Source organism: Caulobacter sp. DWP3-1-3b2, assembly GCF_049896325.1.
Taxonomy (GTDB): Bacteria; Pseudomonadota; Alphaproteobacteria; order Caulobacterales; family Caulobacteraceae; genus Caulobacter.
Genome location: NZ_JAFCUB010000002.1, coordinates 63,132 through 76,858, shown reverse-complemented (window position 1 = coordinate 76,858; position 13,727 = coordinate 63,132). Strand labels below are relative to the sequence as shown.

The window sequence follows — 13,727 nt, the reverse complement described above, 5'->3', positions numbered from 1 at the left end:
ACAAGATGTTGATGTCGCCGCGTTGCGCCCGATGCTGGACGCTGGCGGGCCGCCGACCTATAGTCCGGCCGCTTCGCCATGCTTCCCGCGTGGTGCGAGCCAGTCTGGAATTGGGTGCTGAAGCGGTGCTGAAAGCGATCTTCACGTGGTGGAACGGCGCGACCATCGGTCAGCGCTTCCATATTAGCCGTCGTGGCGTGTTCATTGGCCAGGACGACTACGGCAACCGCTATTTCGAGGCGCGTGACAACAGCGACAGCTATGACGCCCGCAAGCGCCGCTGGGTGATCTATGACGGCTATGCCGAGGCCTCCAAGGTGCCGCCCGAATGGAGCGGCTGGCTGCACTATACGTTCGACGAGCCGCCGACCACGGCGCCGCTGATGCGTCGCGCCTGGGAAAAGGATCACCATCCCAACCTGACCGGCACGATCTACGCCTGGCGTCCCAAGGGCTCGCTGGCCCGGGGCGGCGAGCGCTCGGCCGCCACCAGTGACTACAAGCCCTGGTCGCCGGAATAGGATGACCACGCCGCGGACATGGACGGGCGTCGCGGCGATGGCCGTGGCGGTTTCGCTGGCGGCTGGCGGAGCCAGGGCGTTGCAGAACGCCCCGCAGGCCCCAGTCGCTCAGCCCGCTCCCGCCGCCCCGGCGCCGATCGTCGTGCCGCCGGCCTCGCGCCCCGTGCCGACGCCGGCCCCCCAGGCCGCGCCACAAACGCCAACGGCGGTGGGAACGACCGTCGCCACCCCCGCCGTACCCGCGCCGGCCCCGACCAAGGCTCCGACGCCAGTCGCCAAACCTCCGCCCGCGTCCGCAAAACCTGTAGAGCCGGTCAAGCGCGCCCGCTCGTCCGTCGCCATCATCCAGGCGCTGGACAAGGTCACCACCGAGACCATGAAGTTCGAGGCGCCTGTCGGCCAGCCGGTCCGCTACAAGACTCTGGTGTTCACGGTCCGCGCCTGCGAGACCACCACGCCCGACGAGGACGCCCCGGACTCGGTGGCCTATCTTACGGTCGACACCCAACCCAAGGCGCTGCCAGGTCGAGTGGCGCCGGCGGGGCGGCAGATCTACAAGGGCTGGATGTACGCCAATGCGCCGGGCCTAAACCCGCTGCAGCACCCCGTCTATGACGCCTGGCTGATCGCCTGCAAGACCTCGACCCCGGCGGCGCCCGCCGCCAGCCGGTAGAAGTCCGACTGAATGTTCCAGGCCCGGCCCAGCCGCCGGCGATAGTCGGCCCGGGTGATCTCGGTCGTGCCAAACTGTTCCAGATGGTCGGTGATGAACTGGGTGTCGAGCAGGCGGTAGTCGCCGACGATCAGGCGACCGACCAGATGCACCAGCGCCACCTTGCTGGCGTCCCGGCGGGTCGAGAACATGCTCTCCCCGAAAAAACAGCCTCCATGAGCCACGCCATAGAGGCCGCCGACCATCTCGTCGTCGTCCCAACACTCGATGCTGTGGGCCAGGCCCCGCGCGAAAAGCTGGCTGTAGAGCCGCTGGATGGGGTTGTTGATCCAGGTCTCGAGGCGGCCCGGCCCCGAGGCCGCGCAGGCCTCCACCACGGCGTCAAAGGCGCTGTCGATGCGGACCTCGAAGGGATCGGCGCGGACCGTGCGCGCCAGCCGCCGCGGCACATGCACGCTGTCCAGCGGCAGCACGCCCCGGCGCTCGGGATCGATCAGGAAGATGCTCTCGTCCTGGCGCGCGTCGGCCATCGGAAAGACGCCGCGCTGGTAGCAGGCGATGAGATCATCGACTGTAAAGGCGTCGTCCATCCCGATCTCGCAGCCTAACCCTGCGCCTTGATCCAACGCTCCAGCCAGTGGATGTCGTAATCGCCGGCCAGGATGTCGGGTTGCACCAGCAGGTCCTGGAACAGCGGGATCGTGGTCTCGATGCCGCCAACCACCATCTCGCCCAGGCAGCGCTTCAGGCGCGCGATGCACTCCTGGCGGTCGCGGCCATGAACGATCAGCTTGCCGATCAGGCTGTCGTAATAGGGCGGGATCGTATAGCCGGTGTAGATCGCCGAATCCAGCCGCACGCCCAGGCCGCCGGGGGCGTGGAAGTCAGTGATGGTGCCCGGCGACGGCGTGAAGGTGCGGGCGTTCTCAGCATTGATACGGCACTCGATGGCGTGGCCTTCGAACACCACGTCGGCCTGGGTAAACGAGAGCGGCAGGCCGGCGGCGATGCGGATCTGCTCGCGCACCAGGTCGATGCCGGTGATGGCCTCGGTCACCGGATGCTCGACCTGCAGGCGGGTGTTCATCTCGATGAAGAAGAACTCGTCGTTCTCCCACAGGAACTCGATGGTGCCGACGCCCAGATAGCCAATGGCCTTGATCGCATCGACCACGACCTTGCCGATCTTCTCGCGACCGGCGGCCGGGAGGGCGGGCGAGGGGGCTTCTTCCAGCACCTTCTGGTGACGGCGCTGCAGCGAGCAGTCGCGTTCGCCCAGATGCACCACATTGCCGTGGCTGTCGGCGATGACCTGAATCTCGATGTGGCGCGGCTTCTGGAGGTAGCGCTCCATATAGACCGTGTCGTCGCCGAACGCGGCGCGGGCCTCGGCGCGGGCGGTTGAGACCGCCTCGGCGAGGTCCTCGCGGGTCTCGGCGACCTTCATGCCGCGACCGCCGCCGCCGGAAGCGGCCTTGATCAGCACGGGGAAGCCGATCAGCTCGGCCGCCGCATAGGCCTCTTCTTCGGTCGTGACGCCGCCGTCCGAGCCGGGAACGACAGGAATGCCCGCGTCCTTGACGGCCTGCTTGGCGGTGATCTTGTCGCCCATCATCCGGATGTGCTCGGGCTTGGGTCCGATGAAGGTGTAGCCGTGCGCGCCGACGATCTCGGCGAAGCGGGCGTTTTCCGACAGGAAGCCGTAGCCCGGATGGATCGCCTGGGCGCCGGTAATTTCGGCGGCCGCGATGATCGACGGGATGTTCAGATAGCTCTTGGCGGCCGAGGCCGGGCCGATACAGACGCTTTCGTCGGCCAACCGCACCCACATGGAATTGGCGTCGGCCTCGGAATGGACCGCCACGGTGGCGATGCCCATTTCCTTGCAGGCGCGGTGAACCCGAAGCGCGATCTCGCCTCGGTTGGCGATGAGGATCTTGTCAAACATGCCGATTACTCGACGATGACGAGGGGCTCGCCGAACTCGACGGGCTGGGCGTCTGCCACCAGGATTTCGACGACCTTGCCAGCCTTGGTGGCGGCGATCGGGTTCATGGTCTTCATCGCCTCGACGATCAGCAGGGTCTGACCGGCGGTCACGGTGTCGCCCACCTTGATGAAGGCGTCGGCGCCGGGCTGGGACGACATGTAGACGGTGCCGACCATCGGCGACTTGACGATGTCGCCGGCGGCGCGGGCGGCGGGCGCCTCAGCCGCCGGCGTCGCAGCGGCTGGAGCGGGCGCAGAGGCCTGGGCGACGGGCGGGGGAACATAGGTGGCGGGCTGGGCGGCCAGGGTCAGCTCGCGGGCGACCCGGATCTTCAGGCCGGCGTGCTCGACCTCGATCTCCGACAGGCCCGTGTCCTTCAGGATGTCGGCCAGCTTGCGGACCAGGCGGACGTCGATCGACGGGGTCTCGACCGGATCGGCGGGGGCCTTGGGAATGGACATGGAAGCTTACCTTGCTGTCTTTTTCAGGAGCCGGGGTGGCCGGCTAGTTGGCGCCGACCAGGCCGGCGGCGGCCTCGATCGCCAGTTCATAACTCGCCGCGCCGAAGCCGGAGACTATTCCGGTCGCAGCGAGCGAAACATAGGTGTGGCGGCGGAAGTCTTCCCGCGCCGCCGGGTTAGACAGGTGGCACTCGATGATCGGGATGTTCAAGGCCTTCAAAGCATCAAGCAAGGCGATCGAGGTGTGGCCGTATCCGGCCGGATTGATCACCAGCGCGCAGGCGTCCAATCGGGCCTCATGCACCCAATCGATCAGCACGCCTTCGTGATTGCTTTGCCTGAAGACAACGGAAAGGCCCCGAGCGGCCGCCCGCGCCTCGCAGCGCGCACGGACATCGTCGAGCGTGTCCTTGCCGTAGATCTCGGGCTCACGCGTTCCCAACAGGTTGAGGTTGGGTCCGCTCAGCACATGGATCGGTTTTAGCATTCGGCTCCCGCCGTCGATTCCGGGAGGTCTTGTATAGCCGGTTCCGCCAGGTCACAAGCAGGGCTCGCTTCGGAGGTGATATGCGGCTGCTGTTGAATGGTGAGGACCGGGCGTTCGAGGGCGTCTCGACGCTCGCGGATCTGGTGTCGGTCCTGGGCCTGGACGCCCGCAAGGTGGCTGTCGAGCGTAATCTCGAGATCGCCCCGCGCTCGACCTATGCCGCCACGGCGCTGACGGACGGCGACCGGATCGAGATCGTGACGTTCATAGGGGGTGGGTAGACGGCAGGGGCGTCCTGCGCGTTTGAAACCCGAGCCCCACAGGCGTAAACCCACCCCATGAACGCGCACGTCCCCCCCGAATCCGCCGCCGCCGTCGCTGACGCCGATACCTGGACCGTCGCCGGCCGCACCTTCACCTCGCGGCTGATCGTCGGCACCGGCAAGTACAAGGACTACGCCACCAACGCCGCCGCGGCCAAGGCTGCGGGCGCCGAGATCGTGACGGTGGCCGTGCGCCGGGTGAACCTGACCGACCCGACCCAGCCGCTGCTGGTCGACTACGTCAAGCCCAGCGAATTCACGTTCCTGCCGAATACAGCGGGCTGCTTTACCGGCGAGGACGCCGTGCGCACCCTGCGCCTAGCCCGCGAGGCCGGCGGCTGGGACCTGGTCAAGCTGGAGGTGCTGTCCGACCCCAAGACCTTGTATCCGGACATGGAAGAGACCCTGCGCTCGCTGAAGCTGCTGGTCTCCGAGGGCTTCCAGGTGATGGTCTATTGCTCGGACGACCCCGTTTATTGCCGCAAGCTGGAAGAGGCGGGCGCGGTCGCGATCATGCCTCTGGGCGCGCCGATCGGCTCGGGTCTGGGCATTCAGAACCGGGTCAACCTGCGGATCATCATCGAGAACGCTGGGGTGCCGGTGTTGGTCGACGCCGGGGTCGGCACGGCGTCGGATGCGGCCATCGGCATGGAGCTGGGCTGCGACGCCATCCTGATGAACACCGCCATCGCCGAGGCCAAGGATCCGATCCGCATGGCGCGGGCCATGAAGCACGCGGTGATCGCCGGTCGCGAGGCCTATCTGGCCGGCCGGATGCAGAAGCGGCTCTATGCCGATCCCAGCTCGCCGCTGGCGGGGCTGATCTAGAGCATTTTTCGAGCGAAGTGGTTCCGGTTCGCGTGAAGAAAAATGCGTCAAAACAAAGGTTAGAGCTCACGGCCTGACGCAGTCAGGTCGGGAAATGCTCTAGGCCTTCACGTCGAGGAACGAGCCCTGCTTCATCTCGGGGTCGTTCTCAATCTGCGCCTTGATCTGGGCCTTCAACTGATCCTCGATCTTCTGGCGAGCCTTGGGGTCCATCGCCTTCAGCTGTTCCTCGGTGAGGCCCATCTTGCCCAGCATGGCCGCGCGCATCTTCTGGGCGGGTGTCAGCTTGGCGTAGTCGAGGAAGTCGTCCTTGGCGGTCTTCGCGGGCGCGGCGGCCATGCCGAGGGCCGAGGTCGCGTCGGCCGGCTTGGCGGCTGTGACCTTGTTGATCTTCGCCAAGGTGGCGCTGGCCAGCGAGGCCAGAATGCTGGGACCGGAAATGAGCATGGGAACTCCCGCCTTGAACTCAGGCGGGGCGCGCGCTGCAAGCGCCGTGCGCGTGGACGGGGCCAGGCTTTTCAGGGGCTTAGCGTCGAGGGGCGACACTGGCGGCAAGGATCGCCTAGCAGAGTGTTCCCGGTGAGCAGAAAAGGGTCAAGCTTGGCGAATGCCGCCTTCTCCTAACGGAAAAGCGTGTCGACGCGGGTGGGTACGAAACAGAATCCATCAAAATCAACGCTCTAAACTTTCTCGATCTTTTTGACACCCACCCCCTTCTGGCGCCCGCATACTCTGCTCACCCCATCGCACGGGGAGGGACGTCGGCCGGCGACCTGACGGGCGGTAGGGGGTGGTCGAGCGGGAAGGCTTGGCCGCCGTGTCTTCTTCGGGAGACGCCCCAAGGTAGGTTCGGAGCAGGTTCGCCCCCGCGGCGACAAAACTTCGGCGCCCGGGTAGGCGGCCGTTGCCAACAGGTACGGGCTGAAATCGCCTGTACGGTCCGGAGGGTCAGCCAACCCTCCGCCCGCCGAGGGCCCACTTCGGAAGCGGGTTAAGACCCCGCGCGCCGATGGCTCTCGTCTGAAGGCCGCGCGAAGCGCTCGTCTTCGTCGAAACGGTATCAAATCTGCAAAACCTCCGGGCGGAGCCCGGGCGCTTCGCACCCTCCCCAAGCTCTTCCGCGGCGATCCGCGTGAAGTCCTCCCCCCGTGGGGGAGGTGTCGGCGCAGCCGACGGTGGGGGGCGTGATTGGATGCCGGCCAGACCTGCGATCGAAGACCCTAAACCTCCCCCGCCGGTCGCTCCGCGACCACATCCCCCACGGGGAGAGAAGTTTCAGGCCCCCGCTCGCGCCGCCTTGGCCGCCCGGGCCTGTTTGAGCAGTCCCCACGCCCGCAGCGCCATCTCAACCCGCGACACCGCGAACAGGCCCACGCCCAGCACGATGAAGCCGTCATTGAGCAACACCAGATTGACATGCCAGGCCGACGCCTCGCCCTGCAGCACGGCCCGCAACCCGAAGCGCACGACGAACAGGCCCAGCAGGAACAGGATGGCGGCGGGCGAGGGCTTGGTGTTGAGCAAATGGGTCTCGGGATCGATGGCGATCGGGATCAGCTTGCCGCGCCACCAGCCGATCGCCGCCCCGACCAAGAAGATCCCCGCCAGCCACAGCCAGTCGAGACCTTGTGGCGGAAACTGGGTGAGGGTGGCGGCCATGCCGACCAGCATGACGGCGGGCAGCACCCACATCCATTCCAGCTTCAGCCGGCGCTCGCGGTTCATGCTTCGAAAGCGCAGCGCGAAGACGACGGCCACGACGGCGATGGTCACCACCATCTGGGTGTTGGACTGGTTGATGAGACGCCCCGATATACCGGCCGCGAACGCCGCAGCTCCCCTGGCTCACACCTGTCCGCGTCAGGCCGCCGCTTCAAGCGCCCTGTCGATGGCCTGGGCGATGTTTTCGCGACTTTCGGCGCCGACGACCGCGAGGCGACCACCGAAGATCGCGAACGGCACACCGGTGATCTCACCTTGCACGGCCATGGCGTGTTCGCGAGCCACGGTGTCCTTGTCGGCGCCCTGGGCCAGCAATTGCAGGATCACCACCGGATCCATGCCAGCGGCCTCGCCGATATCCGCCAGAACCTGGGGATCGCCGATGTCGCGACCGTCGGTGAAATAGGCGGCGAACAGGCCCTCGACCACGTCGTCCTGCTTGCCCGCCCCGTGCGCCCAACGGATCAACCGATGGGCGGCGCTGGTGTTGGGCGACAGGGCGATGTCGGCGAAATTGAAGACGATGCCTTCCTCGGCTCCCGCCTCCGTCAGGGCGGCGTGCACGGCCTTCAGCTTGACCGGATCCTTGAACTTGCCGGCCATATAGGCTTTACGATCAACGCCTTGTTCCGGAAGCGTCGGGTCCAACTGGTAGGGGCGCCAGACGATCAGTGGCTCGACGTCGGGCCGCAGGGCCACGGCCGACTTTACCCGTCGCCAGCCCAGATAGCACCAGGGGCAGACAACGTCGGCGACAAGGTCGATCAGCAGGGGCTGGCCCATGGCGCGGCCTTTCGAATAACTGGCGTCGCAGGCCACGTAAGACTGCGGCCGGTCTTGGGCAAGCCTTCAGGCGCTGTCGCGTTGCAGGGCTCTAGCGGCGGCGCGTTCCAAGGCGTGGACGGCGCTTTCGCCGCTCTCGATCTGGGCCACGCCGATGTCGAACTCGCAGACGAACGGCGCGCGATCGTCGCCGGCGTCGAAGGCGGTGCAGCCGATCACCGCAGCGATCCGTTCGGCCGCCGCGCGTCCCGCCGCCTGGTTGGTGGCGGGCAGGGCCAGGGCGAAGACCTCCGGCGCCAGGCGGGCGGCGGTGTCCTCCACGCGGACCAACCGCCCAACCATCGAGCCGATCTGCGGGATGGCGCGGTCCAGCCAGCCGTTCTTGCGGGCCCAGACGGTGTCGGGCTTGTCGGCGACCCGCAGCACGCAGATCGACAGCGGTCGGACCCGTTCGCGCGCCGCCCCGGCCAGCCGCACCAGGTGGGCGGCGAACAGGTCGCGGGTGAACAGACCCGTGGCCGCGTCCATCAGGCCCGAGCTACGGGCCTTTTCCAGCGCGCCTCGGATCGACTCGCCACGCCGATAGTTGCGGGCCAACTCGATGACGCGCCGGGCGGTCTCGATTTCGGGGGTTTCGGGAGAAGCGACGTCGGACACGCCGCGATGGAAGGCCTCCGATGTGGTCACATAGCTCTCGGCCTTCAAATAGAGCAGGGCCGGGATGTGGAACAGCCGGGTGTTGCGCCGCATGCCGGCCGCGATCGACAGGGCTTCCTGCTGGTTGTCTCCGGCCCACAGCACGACGGCGTCGAAGGCCCGCTCGTGAAGATAGTCGAAGGCGGTGTAGGCCGTGAAAGCGCCGACCACGTCGGCCCCACTACGGGTCAGGGCGTTGGACAGGGCCAGGAACTGCGGCGCGGGCTCGCCGATCGCCAGGATCCGGAAGGGCTCGGCGTGGGGTTCCGGCAGGTCCAGGCGGCGGCCGCGGTCGCCGAAGGTGGCCAGGCGAAGCTCGAACTCCTCCTCGGCGATGGCGGTGCGGACCAGGGATTCCAGGCGCAGCACGGCCTGGGCCGGGTGCAGCGGCGGCGACAGGGTCAGGTCGAAGGCCTGGTGGTGGGCGTCGGTCCCGGGCTCGCCGATGGCGATGACCGGCAGGCGACGCGGAGCCACGGCGGCCTTCAGGCGACGCGACAGCGAATGGGCGTCAGGACCGGCGCTCTCGAGATCGACGATCACGGCTTCGATGTTCAGGTCGCCGAGAGCGGCGAGGGCGGCATAGGGGCCACGGGCGGTGATGGTCCGCCAGCCGAGCTTGTCGAGCCCTTCCGACAGCGGCCCAGCCCGGGAATCGTCGCGCGCAACGATCAGAATTCGGGCGTTCACCGTCAACTCAAGCCTCCGCCCCGGATACCGGTATCGCTCGACGACGCAGCGCCGTCGAGATTCGACGCCGCAACATAGCAGAGGCGGACGGCGCTCATAGGTACGCATCGCCGCAGGGGCCAAGCGAGATGGGGATCAAAACGGGACTTGCATGACGAAGGGTCAGGATCGTTCAAGTGCTACGGAAAGCCGCGAGATTCGGCAGGAGGAAGACATGGCCCAGGGACCGCTATCTGGCTTGAAGGTGCTGGAATTCGCAGGGATCGGTCCGGGACCGTTCTGCGGGATGCTGCTGTCGGACCTCGGAGCCGACGTGGTGCGCATCGACCGCAAGGGCTCGGGGCGCAGTTCGCCCGCCGACGTCACGGCCCGGGGACGCCGCTCCGTGGCCCTGGACCTGAAGTCGCCGGCCGCGGTCGAGACCTGCCTGAAGCTGATGGAAAGCGCCGACGGGATCATCGAGGGCTTCCGGCCCGGCGTGATGGAGCGGCTGGGCCTGGGGCCTGACGTCGCCTTGGCTCGCAATTCAAAGCTCGTCTATGGCCGGATGACCGGTTGGGGCCAGACCGGGCCCTACGCCAAGGCCGCCGGCCACGACATGAACTATATCGCCATCACCGGCGCCCTGGCGGCGATCGGCACGACGGACAAGCCGGTGCCGCCCCTGAACCTGGTCGGCGATTTCGGCGGCGGGGCGCTCTACCTGGCGTTTGGCCTGTTGGCCGGGGTGATCCATGCCCGCTCGACGGGTCAGGGCCAGGTGATCGACTGCGCGATGAGCGACGGCGCGGCTTCGCTGATGGCCATGTTCTACGGTTTTAAGGCCGGCGGGATGTGGGGCGAAGGGCGGCGGTCCAACCTGCTCGATGGCGGAGCGCACTTCTACGACACCTATCAATGCAGTGACGGCAAATGGATCTCGATCGGCTCGATCGAACCGCAGTTCTATCTACTGCTGCTTGAAAAGACCGGCATTACCGACCCTCAGTTCCAGCACCAGATGAGCCGCGAGGAGTGGCCAGAGCTTCACGACAAGCTGGCCGCCGTCATCGCCACCAAGACCCGCGACGACTGGTGCGCCCTGATGGACGGAACCGACGTTTGCTTCGCTCCGGTATTGACCATGGACGAGGCTCCCTCCCACGCCCACAACGCCGCCCGCCAGACCTTCGTCGAGGTGGCCGGCGTCATCCAGCCCGCGCCGGCCCCGCGTTTTTCGGCCACACCCGGCGTCATCCAGGGTCCGCCGCCCAAGATCGGCGCCGACAACGACCAGGCGCTAAGCGACTGGGGCTTCTCCGCCGAGGCGATCGGGGCGCTGCGGGAGCAGGGGGCGCTCTAGGCGAGACCTGACAGTCAGGCGCCATTCCCGTTCAGCCGCCATTCAGCCGCCGAGCCCTAGAACACACCTGCAACCGGCCGTCGCGCCACCCGTCCCTCGATGCGGCGATCGGTTCAGGTTCGTCCTGCGGAGCCCCGTCGCTTTCCCTGAAGCGGCGGGGCTTTGTGCTCCAGAACTCCGGTATCTCAGGCTTGACTTGCTTCAGCGGGATGACGCGGGCAGTTTCCGCCGAATGAAGCCACCCGCAGACCGCCTTCGCTTTCGGGATCTCGACCTCGATCCGATCCACTGGGTGCGAGAAATCCTGCGCGTCATGGGCTTGGCCCTGCAGCGGCTGTGGGGCCGCGATGTCATGCTCTATGTCGGCGGGGTTTCGTTCTTCGTCCTGCTGGCGGTGTTCCCCGGCCTGGCGATCCTGATCGGCCTTTACACCTTGCTGTTGACGCCCGAACAGGCCGCCGCCCAGGCCGACAAACTGTCCTATCTGATGCCGTCCGGCGCGCGACCGATCTTTCAGAGCGAACTGGGTCGGCTGGCCCATGCGCCGGAGCAGGCGATCTCGGCCCAGAGCGCCGTGGTGCTGGTCATCGGCCTGTATGCCGCCCACCGGGGCTTCAAGGCCTTGCTGGCCGGCCTGTCCTTTATCCACGACGAGGAGAACCAACGCGGCTTCCTGGGCTTCAACTTCATGGCCCTCGTCGTGCTGGTCTGCGCGTTCGCTCTGCTGTTCGTGATGTCGGGCGTCTTCCTGACCTTCCGCCTGCTGTCCAGCACCCTGGACCTTCGGCCGCTGGAAGGCGCCTCCTGGATCCAGAGCGAATGGACCTGGGCCAGCCTGGGCCTGATGGTCGGCATGACCCTGGTCTATCGCTACGCCATGTCGCGCGTCCCTGTCGGATGGCGCGCGTCGATCGCCGGGGGCGCGGCGGCGGCGGTGCTTTGCGTCTTCATGTCCTGGGCCAGCGCATTCTATGTCGAGCAGGTGGCCCATCTGGGCGCGACCTACGGCTCAATCTCGGCGGTGATCATTTTCCTGATCTGGCTGTCCTGGAGCGTCAATGCGGTGTTCTTTGGCGGGGCCCTGGCCACCGAGATGGAGATCGCCCTGGAAGAACGGCCAAGGGCCTTGCTCGAAGGCCCCAAGGCAGTGCTGCTTAAAGCGCCTTCGCCACCAGAAAGCTGATCGCCCCGTTCGGCGCGTCGACAACCTCAACGACTGTGGCCCCGGCGCTGGCGGCGAAGTGGGGCACGTCGATGCGCGCCAGCGGATCGTCGGCGATCAGGCGCACCTGAGCTCCAGGCGCGGCCTCTTCCAAAGCGCGGCGCAGGCGTAGGGTCGGCACCGGACAGCGGTGACCCCGGGCGTCGACCAGGCGGGCCTCAGCCATCGAACACCGCCTCGGCCTGGGCCGTGGACAGGATGCGATACCCGCCTGGCGCCAGGTCAGTCGGCAGGGAAAGACCGCCGATTCGCTCGCGATGCAAACCCGTCACGTGATTGCCGACGGCGGCGAACATCCGGCGCACTTGGTGATAGCGGCCCTCGGTGATCGTCAGCCGCGCCCCGCGCTCGCCCAGCACTTCAAGCTCGGCCGCGAGCAACGGTTTTTCTTCGCCTTCCAGCATCAGGGTTCCGCTGGCGAAGGCCGCGACCTCGGTTCCGGTCAGGGGCCGATCCAGGGTGGCGTGATAGACCTTGGGCACGTGGCGCTTAGGTGAAATCACCCGATGCAGGAAGTCGCCGTCATCGGTGATCAGCAGCAGGCCGGAGGTATCCTTGTCCAGCCGCCCGACGCTCGACAGGGCCGGGTCGCGAATCTGCCAGCGCTTGGGCAGCAGGTCATAGATCCGCTCGCCGTCCTCGCGGTGCGAACAGACCAGGCCCAATGGCTTGTGCATCAGCAAGATCAGCGGCGCGGGGGGATCGACCGGGACGCCGCGAATCTTCATTTGGCTTGGCAGATCAGCAGTGACGGCGATCTTTTGACCGGCGTCCTTGATCGGAACGCCGTCGAGCGTGACCTTGCCGCCCGAGACCAGGGCCTGGACGTCGCGCCGGCTGCCGTAGCCAAGATTGGCCAGCAGACGATCCAGGCGCGCCATCAAGGCTTTTGTCACTTGCGGGCCTCGTAGACCTTGAAGCCGCCGGCGTCGGCCACCGGGCGAACGGTCTTGAAGTGCTCGTTCAACACCGCCTCATAGGGCAGGTGGCGATTGGCGACGATCCACAGCACGCCGCCCTTGCGCAACATGGCCGCCGACGCGGTGATGAAGGCTTGGCCCAGGCCCTTGTCCTCGCCGACTGCGTCGTGGAAGGGCGGGTTGGTGACCACGAAGTCCAGGCCGGTCAACAGTTCCGCGCCGCGGCGGGCGTCGGCCCAAAGCACTTCGACCCGCAGGTCGGCGACATTGCGCTTGGTGGCCTCGACTGCCCGGCGGTCAAGGTCGACCAGGCTCAGCTTGGTGACCTTGGGCGAGGTCAGGATGGCGTGCGCCAGCACGCCGACGCCGCAGCCCAGATCGACGCCGACGCCGCTCATCGGCGGCAGGGACTTCAGCAGCAGGGCCGAGCCGGGGTCCAGCCGATCCCAGCTGAACACGCCCGGCTGGGTCCAGAGGCCGTCGCCGTCCAGACGACGCGGCGCGCCCTCGGCGATCGCGGCGTCGATCCCTGTCAGGCTCGTGGGCTTCAGGGTCACGCAGATGCGCTGGTGGCGCTTGGCGCTTTCGCCGATCGAGCACCCGAACGCCGCCAGTTCCTTGTTCATCCGCAGGCCACCACGATCCTTCGGGGCCAGGGCGGTCAAGCGCCCCTCGACCTTCAGCACGCGCAGGGCCTGGGCCAGAACATAGCGCCGCTCGGCCACGCCGGGAGGGGCCTGGATAACGATCTCGTCCAGCGCGCCTTCGGCCAGGTCGGCTAGGTCGGTCGAGTCCGTCACCAGGGGCGAGACCTGAACCGCGCCGCCGGGCACGTCGACTATATCAAGAAGCGGAGAACCATAGACGGCGACGCGAGGAATATCGGACATGAAACGGATCTCGGGAGATGTGGCGGGCAGGGTGGGATTCGAACCCACGGTGGACTTTCACCCACGGCGGTTTTCAAGACCGCTGCCTTAAACCACTCGGCCACCTGCCCGGAGCATGGGCCTATATCAGCGGTCGCGCGCCGGCTCTAGTCGATTTCCAGTCTGTTTGGTCGCACCCT

General features: G+C 67.0%; 17 protein-coding genes and 1 tRNA gene. 6 read left to right on the top strand and 12 right to left on the bottom strand.

The window, feature by feature from the left end:
* Positions 1-125: 125 nt before the first annotated feature.
* Together ACP7AG_RS01815 and ACP7AG_RS01810 are read left to right on the top strand one after the other, a co-directional pair.
* The gene (locus ACP7AG_RS01815; protein WP_426011440.1) at positions 126-521 is read left to right on the top strand and encodes an NADH:ubiquinone oxidoreductase subunit NDUFA12; all 396 of its coding nucleotides are present in this window, start codon (positions 126-128) and stop codon (positions 519-521) included.
* 1 nt (position 522) lies between these two features.
* Entirely contained in the window at positions 523-1,194 is a 672-nt protein-coding gene (locus tag ACP7AG_RS01810) for a DUF2155 domain-containing protein (protein ID WP_426029582.1), read from the top strand.
* On the opposite strand, the gene aat is transcribed toward ACP7AG_RS01810, so the two are convergent.
* The 4 genes from aat to ACP7AG_RS01790 are packed head-to-tail and all read right to left on the bottom strand — an operon-like array spanning position 1,131 to position 4,132.
* A complete protein-coding gene (gene aat / locus ACP7AG_RS01805) occupies positions 1,131-1,784 on the bottom strand; it encodes a leucyl/phenylalanyl-tRNA--protein transferase (RefSeq protein WP_426029581.1) in 654 nt (217 codons plus the stop codon). The genes ACP7AG_RS01810 and aat overlap by 64 nt on opposite strands.
* Positions 1,785-1,798: 14 nt before the next feature.
* Positions 1,799-3,142, bottom strand: a complete 1,344-nt coding sequence (gene accC / locus ACP7AG_RS01800; protein ID WP_426011443.1) for an acetyl-CoA carboxylase biotin carboxylase subunit — start codon at positions 3,140-3,142, stop codon at positions 1,799-1,801.
* Positions 3,143-3,147: 5 nt separating this feature from the next.
* Positions 3,148-3,645 carry an acetyl-CoA carboxylase biotin carboxyl carrier protein gene (gene accB, locus ACP7AG_RS01795; protein WP_426011444.1) on the bottom strand — a complete coding sequence of 166 codons (498 nt, stop codon included), beginning with the start codon at positions 3,643-3,645 and terminating at the stop codon, positions 3,148-3,150.
* Between the two features lie 43 nt (positions 3,646-3,688).
* Positions 3,689-4,132 (bottom strand): type II 3-dehydroquinate dehydratase, encoded by a 444-nt coding sequence (locus tag ACP7AG_RS01790; protein ID WP_426029580.1) that lies wholly within the window; start codon positions 4,130-4,132, stop codon positions 3,689-3,691.
* Positions 4,133-4,212: 80 nt separating this feature from the next.
* Here ACP7AG_RS01790 and thiS point away from each other — a divergent pair, with 80 nt between their 5' ends.
* Together thiS and ACP7AG_RS01780 are read left to right on the top strand one after the other, a co-directional pair.
* Complete coding sequence (gene thiS / locus ACP7AG_RS01785; RefSeq protein WP_426011446.1) at positions 4,213-4,413, top strand: sulfur carrier protein ThiS; 201 nt, start codon at positions 4,213-4,215, stop codon at positions 4,411-4,413.
* Positions 4,414-4,470: 57 nt separating this feature from the next.
* A complete protein-coding gene (locus ACP7AG_RS01780) occupies positions 4,471-5,283 on the top strand; it encodes a thiazole synthase (protein WP_426029579.1) in 813 nt (270 codons plus the stop codon).
* Positions 5,284-5,382: 99 nt separating this feature from the next.
* On the opposite strand, the gene ACP7AG_RS01775 is transcribed toward ACP7AG_RS01780, so the two are convergent.
* The 4 genes from ACP7AG_RS01775 to ACP7AG_RS01760 form a co-directional block, all read right to left on the bottom strand.
* Positions 5,383-5,730, bottom strand: a complete 348-nt coding sequence (locus ACP7AG_RS01775) for a hypothetical protein (protein ID WP_426029578.1) — start codon at positions 5,728-5,730, stop codon at positions 5,383-5,385.
* 828 nt (positions 5,731-6,558) lie between these two features.
* Entirely contained in the window at positions 6,559-7,056 is a 498-nt protein-coding gene (locus ACP7AG_RS01770) for a hypothetical protein (RefSeq protein ID WP_426029577.1), read from the bottom strand.
* Between the two features lie 87 nt (positions 7,057-7,143).
* A complete protein-coding gene (locus ACP7AG_RS01765) occupies positions 7,144-7,788 on the bottom strand; it encodes a DsbA family oxidoreductase (RefSeq protein WP_426029576.1) in 645 nt (214 codons plus the stop codon).
* A gap of 66 nt (positions 7,789-7,854) precedes the next feature.
* Positions 7,855-9,180 (bottom strand): diguanylate cyclase domain-containing protein, encoded by a 1,326-nt coding sequence (locus ACP7AG_RS01760; protein WP_426011451.1) that lies wholly within the window; start codon positions 9,178-9,180, stop codon positions 7,855-7,857.
* Between the two features lie 208 nt (positions 9,181-9,388).
* Between ACP7AG_RS01760 and ACP7AG_RS01755 the strand changes: the two genes are divergently transcribed.
* Together ACP7AG_RS01755 and ACP7AG_RS01750 are read left to right on the top strand one after the other, a co-directional pair.
* A complete protein-coding gene (locus tag ACP7AG_RS01755; RefSeq protein ID WP_426011452.1) occupies positions 9,389-10,516 on the top strand; it encodes a CaiB/BaiF CoA transferase family protein in 1,128 nt (375 codons plus the stop codon).
* Positions 10,517-10,748: 232 nt separating this feature from the next.
* On the top strand, positions 10,749-11,699 hold the full coding sequence (locus tag ACP7AG_RS01750; protein ID WP_426011453.1) for a YihY/virulence factor BrkB family protein: 951 nt from the start codon (positions 10,749-10,751) through the stop codon (positions 11,697-11,699).
* Here ACP7AG_RS01750 and ACP7AG_RS01745 read toward each other — a convergent pair.
* The 4 genes from ACP7AG_RS01745 to ACP7AG_RS01730 form a co-directional block, all read right to left on the bottom strand.
* Positions 11,671-11,904, bottom strand: a complete 234-nt coding sequence (locus ACP7AG_RS01745; protein ID WP_426029575.1) for a sulfurtransferase TusA family protein — start codon at positions 11,902-11,904, stop codon at positions 11,671-11,673. The genes ACP7AG_RS01750 and ACP7AG_RS01745 overlap by 29 nt on opposite strands.
* On the bottom strand, positions 11,897-12,634 hold the full coding sequence (locus tag ACP7AG_RS01740) for a pseudouridine synthase (protein WP_426029574.1): 738 nt from the start codon (positions 12,632-12,634) through the stop codon (positions 11,897-11,899). Before ACP7AG_RS01740 ends, ACP7AG_RS01745 begins: the two co-directional genes overlap by 8 nt.
* A complete protein-coding gene (locus ACP7AG_RS01735) occupies positions 12,631-13,548 on the bottom strand; it encodes a class I SAM-dependent methyltransferase (protein WP_426029573.1) in 918 nt (305 codons plus the stop codon). Before ACP7AG_RS01735 ends, ACP7AG_RS01740 begins: the two co-directional genes overlap by 4 nt.
* Positions 13,549-13,568: 20 nt before the next feature.
* A tRNA-Ser gene (locus ACP7AG_RS01730) sits at positions 13,569-13,658 on the bottom strand.
* Positions 13,659-13,727 lie beyond the last annotated feature (69 nt).

Bases quoted from the DNA above. Each gene is read 5' to 3' on its own strand.
- ACP7AG_RS01810 (WP_426029582.1), top strand. From the start codon at position 523: ATGACCACGCCGCGGACATGGACGGGCGTCGCGGCGATGGCCGTGGCG.
- ACP7AG_RS01735 (WP_426029573.1), bottom strand. From the start codon at position 13,548: ATGTCCGATATTCCTCGCGTCGCCGTCTATGGTTCTCCGCTTCTTGAT.
- ACP7AG_RS01755 (WP_426011452.1), top strand. From the start codon at position 9,389: ATGGCCCAGGGACCGCTATCTGGCTTGAAGGTGCTGGAATTCGCAGGG.
- ACP7AG_RS01750 (WP_426011453.1), top strand. From the start codon at position 10,749: ATGAAGCCACCCGCAGACCGCCTTCGCTTTCGGGATCTCGACCTCGAT.
- ACP7AG_RS01790 (WP_426029580.1), bottom strand. From the start codon at position 4,132: ATGCTAAAACCGATCCATGTGCTGAGCGGACCCAACCTCAACCTGTTG.
- aat (WP_426029581.1), bottom strand. From the start codon at position 1,784: ATGGACGACGCCTTTACAGTCGATGATCTCATCGCCTGCTACCAGCGC.
- accC (WP_426011443.1), bottom strand. From the start codon at position 3,142: ATGTTTGACAAGATCCTCATCGCCAACCGAGGCGAGATCGCGCTTCGG.
- ACP7AG_RS01780 (WP_426029579.1), top strand. From the start codon at position 4,471: ATGAACGCGCACGTCCCCCCCGAATCCGCCGCCGCCGTCGCTGACGCC.
- thiS (WP_426011446.1), top strand. From the start codon at position 4,213: ATGCGGCTGCTGTTGAATGGTGAGGACCGGGCGTTCGAGGGCGTCTCG.
- ACP7AG_RS01775 (WP_426029578.1), bottom strand. From the start codon at position 5,730: ATGCTCATTTCCGGTCCCAGCATTCTGGCCTCGCTGGCCAGCGCCACC.
- accB (WP_426011444.1), bottom strand. From the start codon at position 3,645: ATGTCCATTCCCAAGGCCCCCGCCGATCCGGTCGAGACCCCGTCGATC.
- ACP7AG_RS01745 (WP_426029575.1), bottom strand. From the start codon at position 11,904: ATGGCTGAGGCCCGCCTGGTCGACGCCCGGGGTCACCGCTGTCCGGTG.
- ACP7AG_RS01765 (WP_426029576.1), bottom strand. From the start codon at position 7,788: ATGGGCCAGCCCCTGCTGATCGACCTTGTCGCCGACGTTGTCTGCCCC.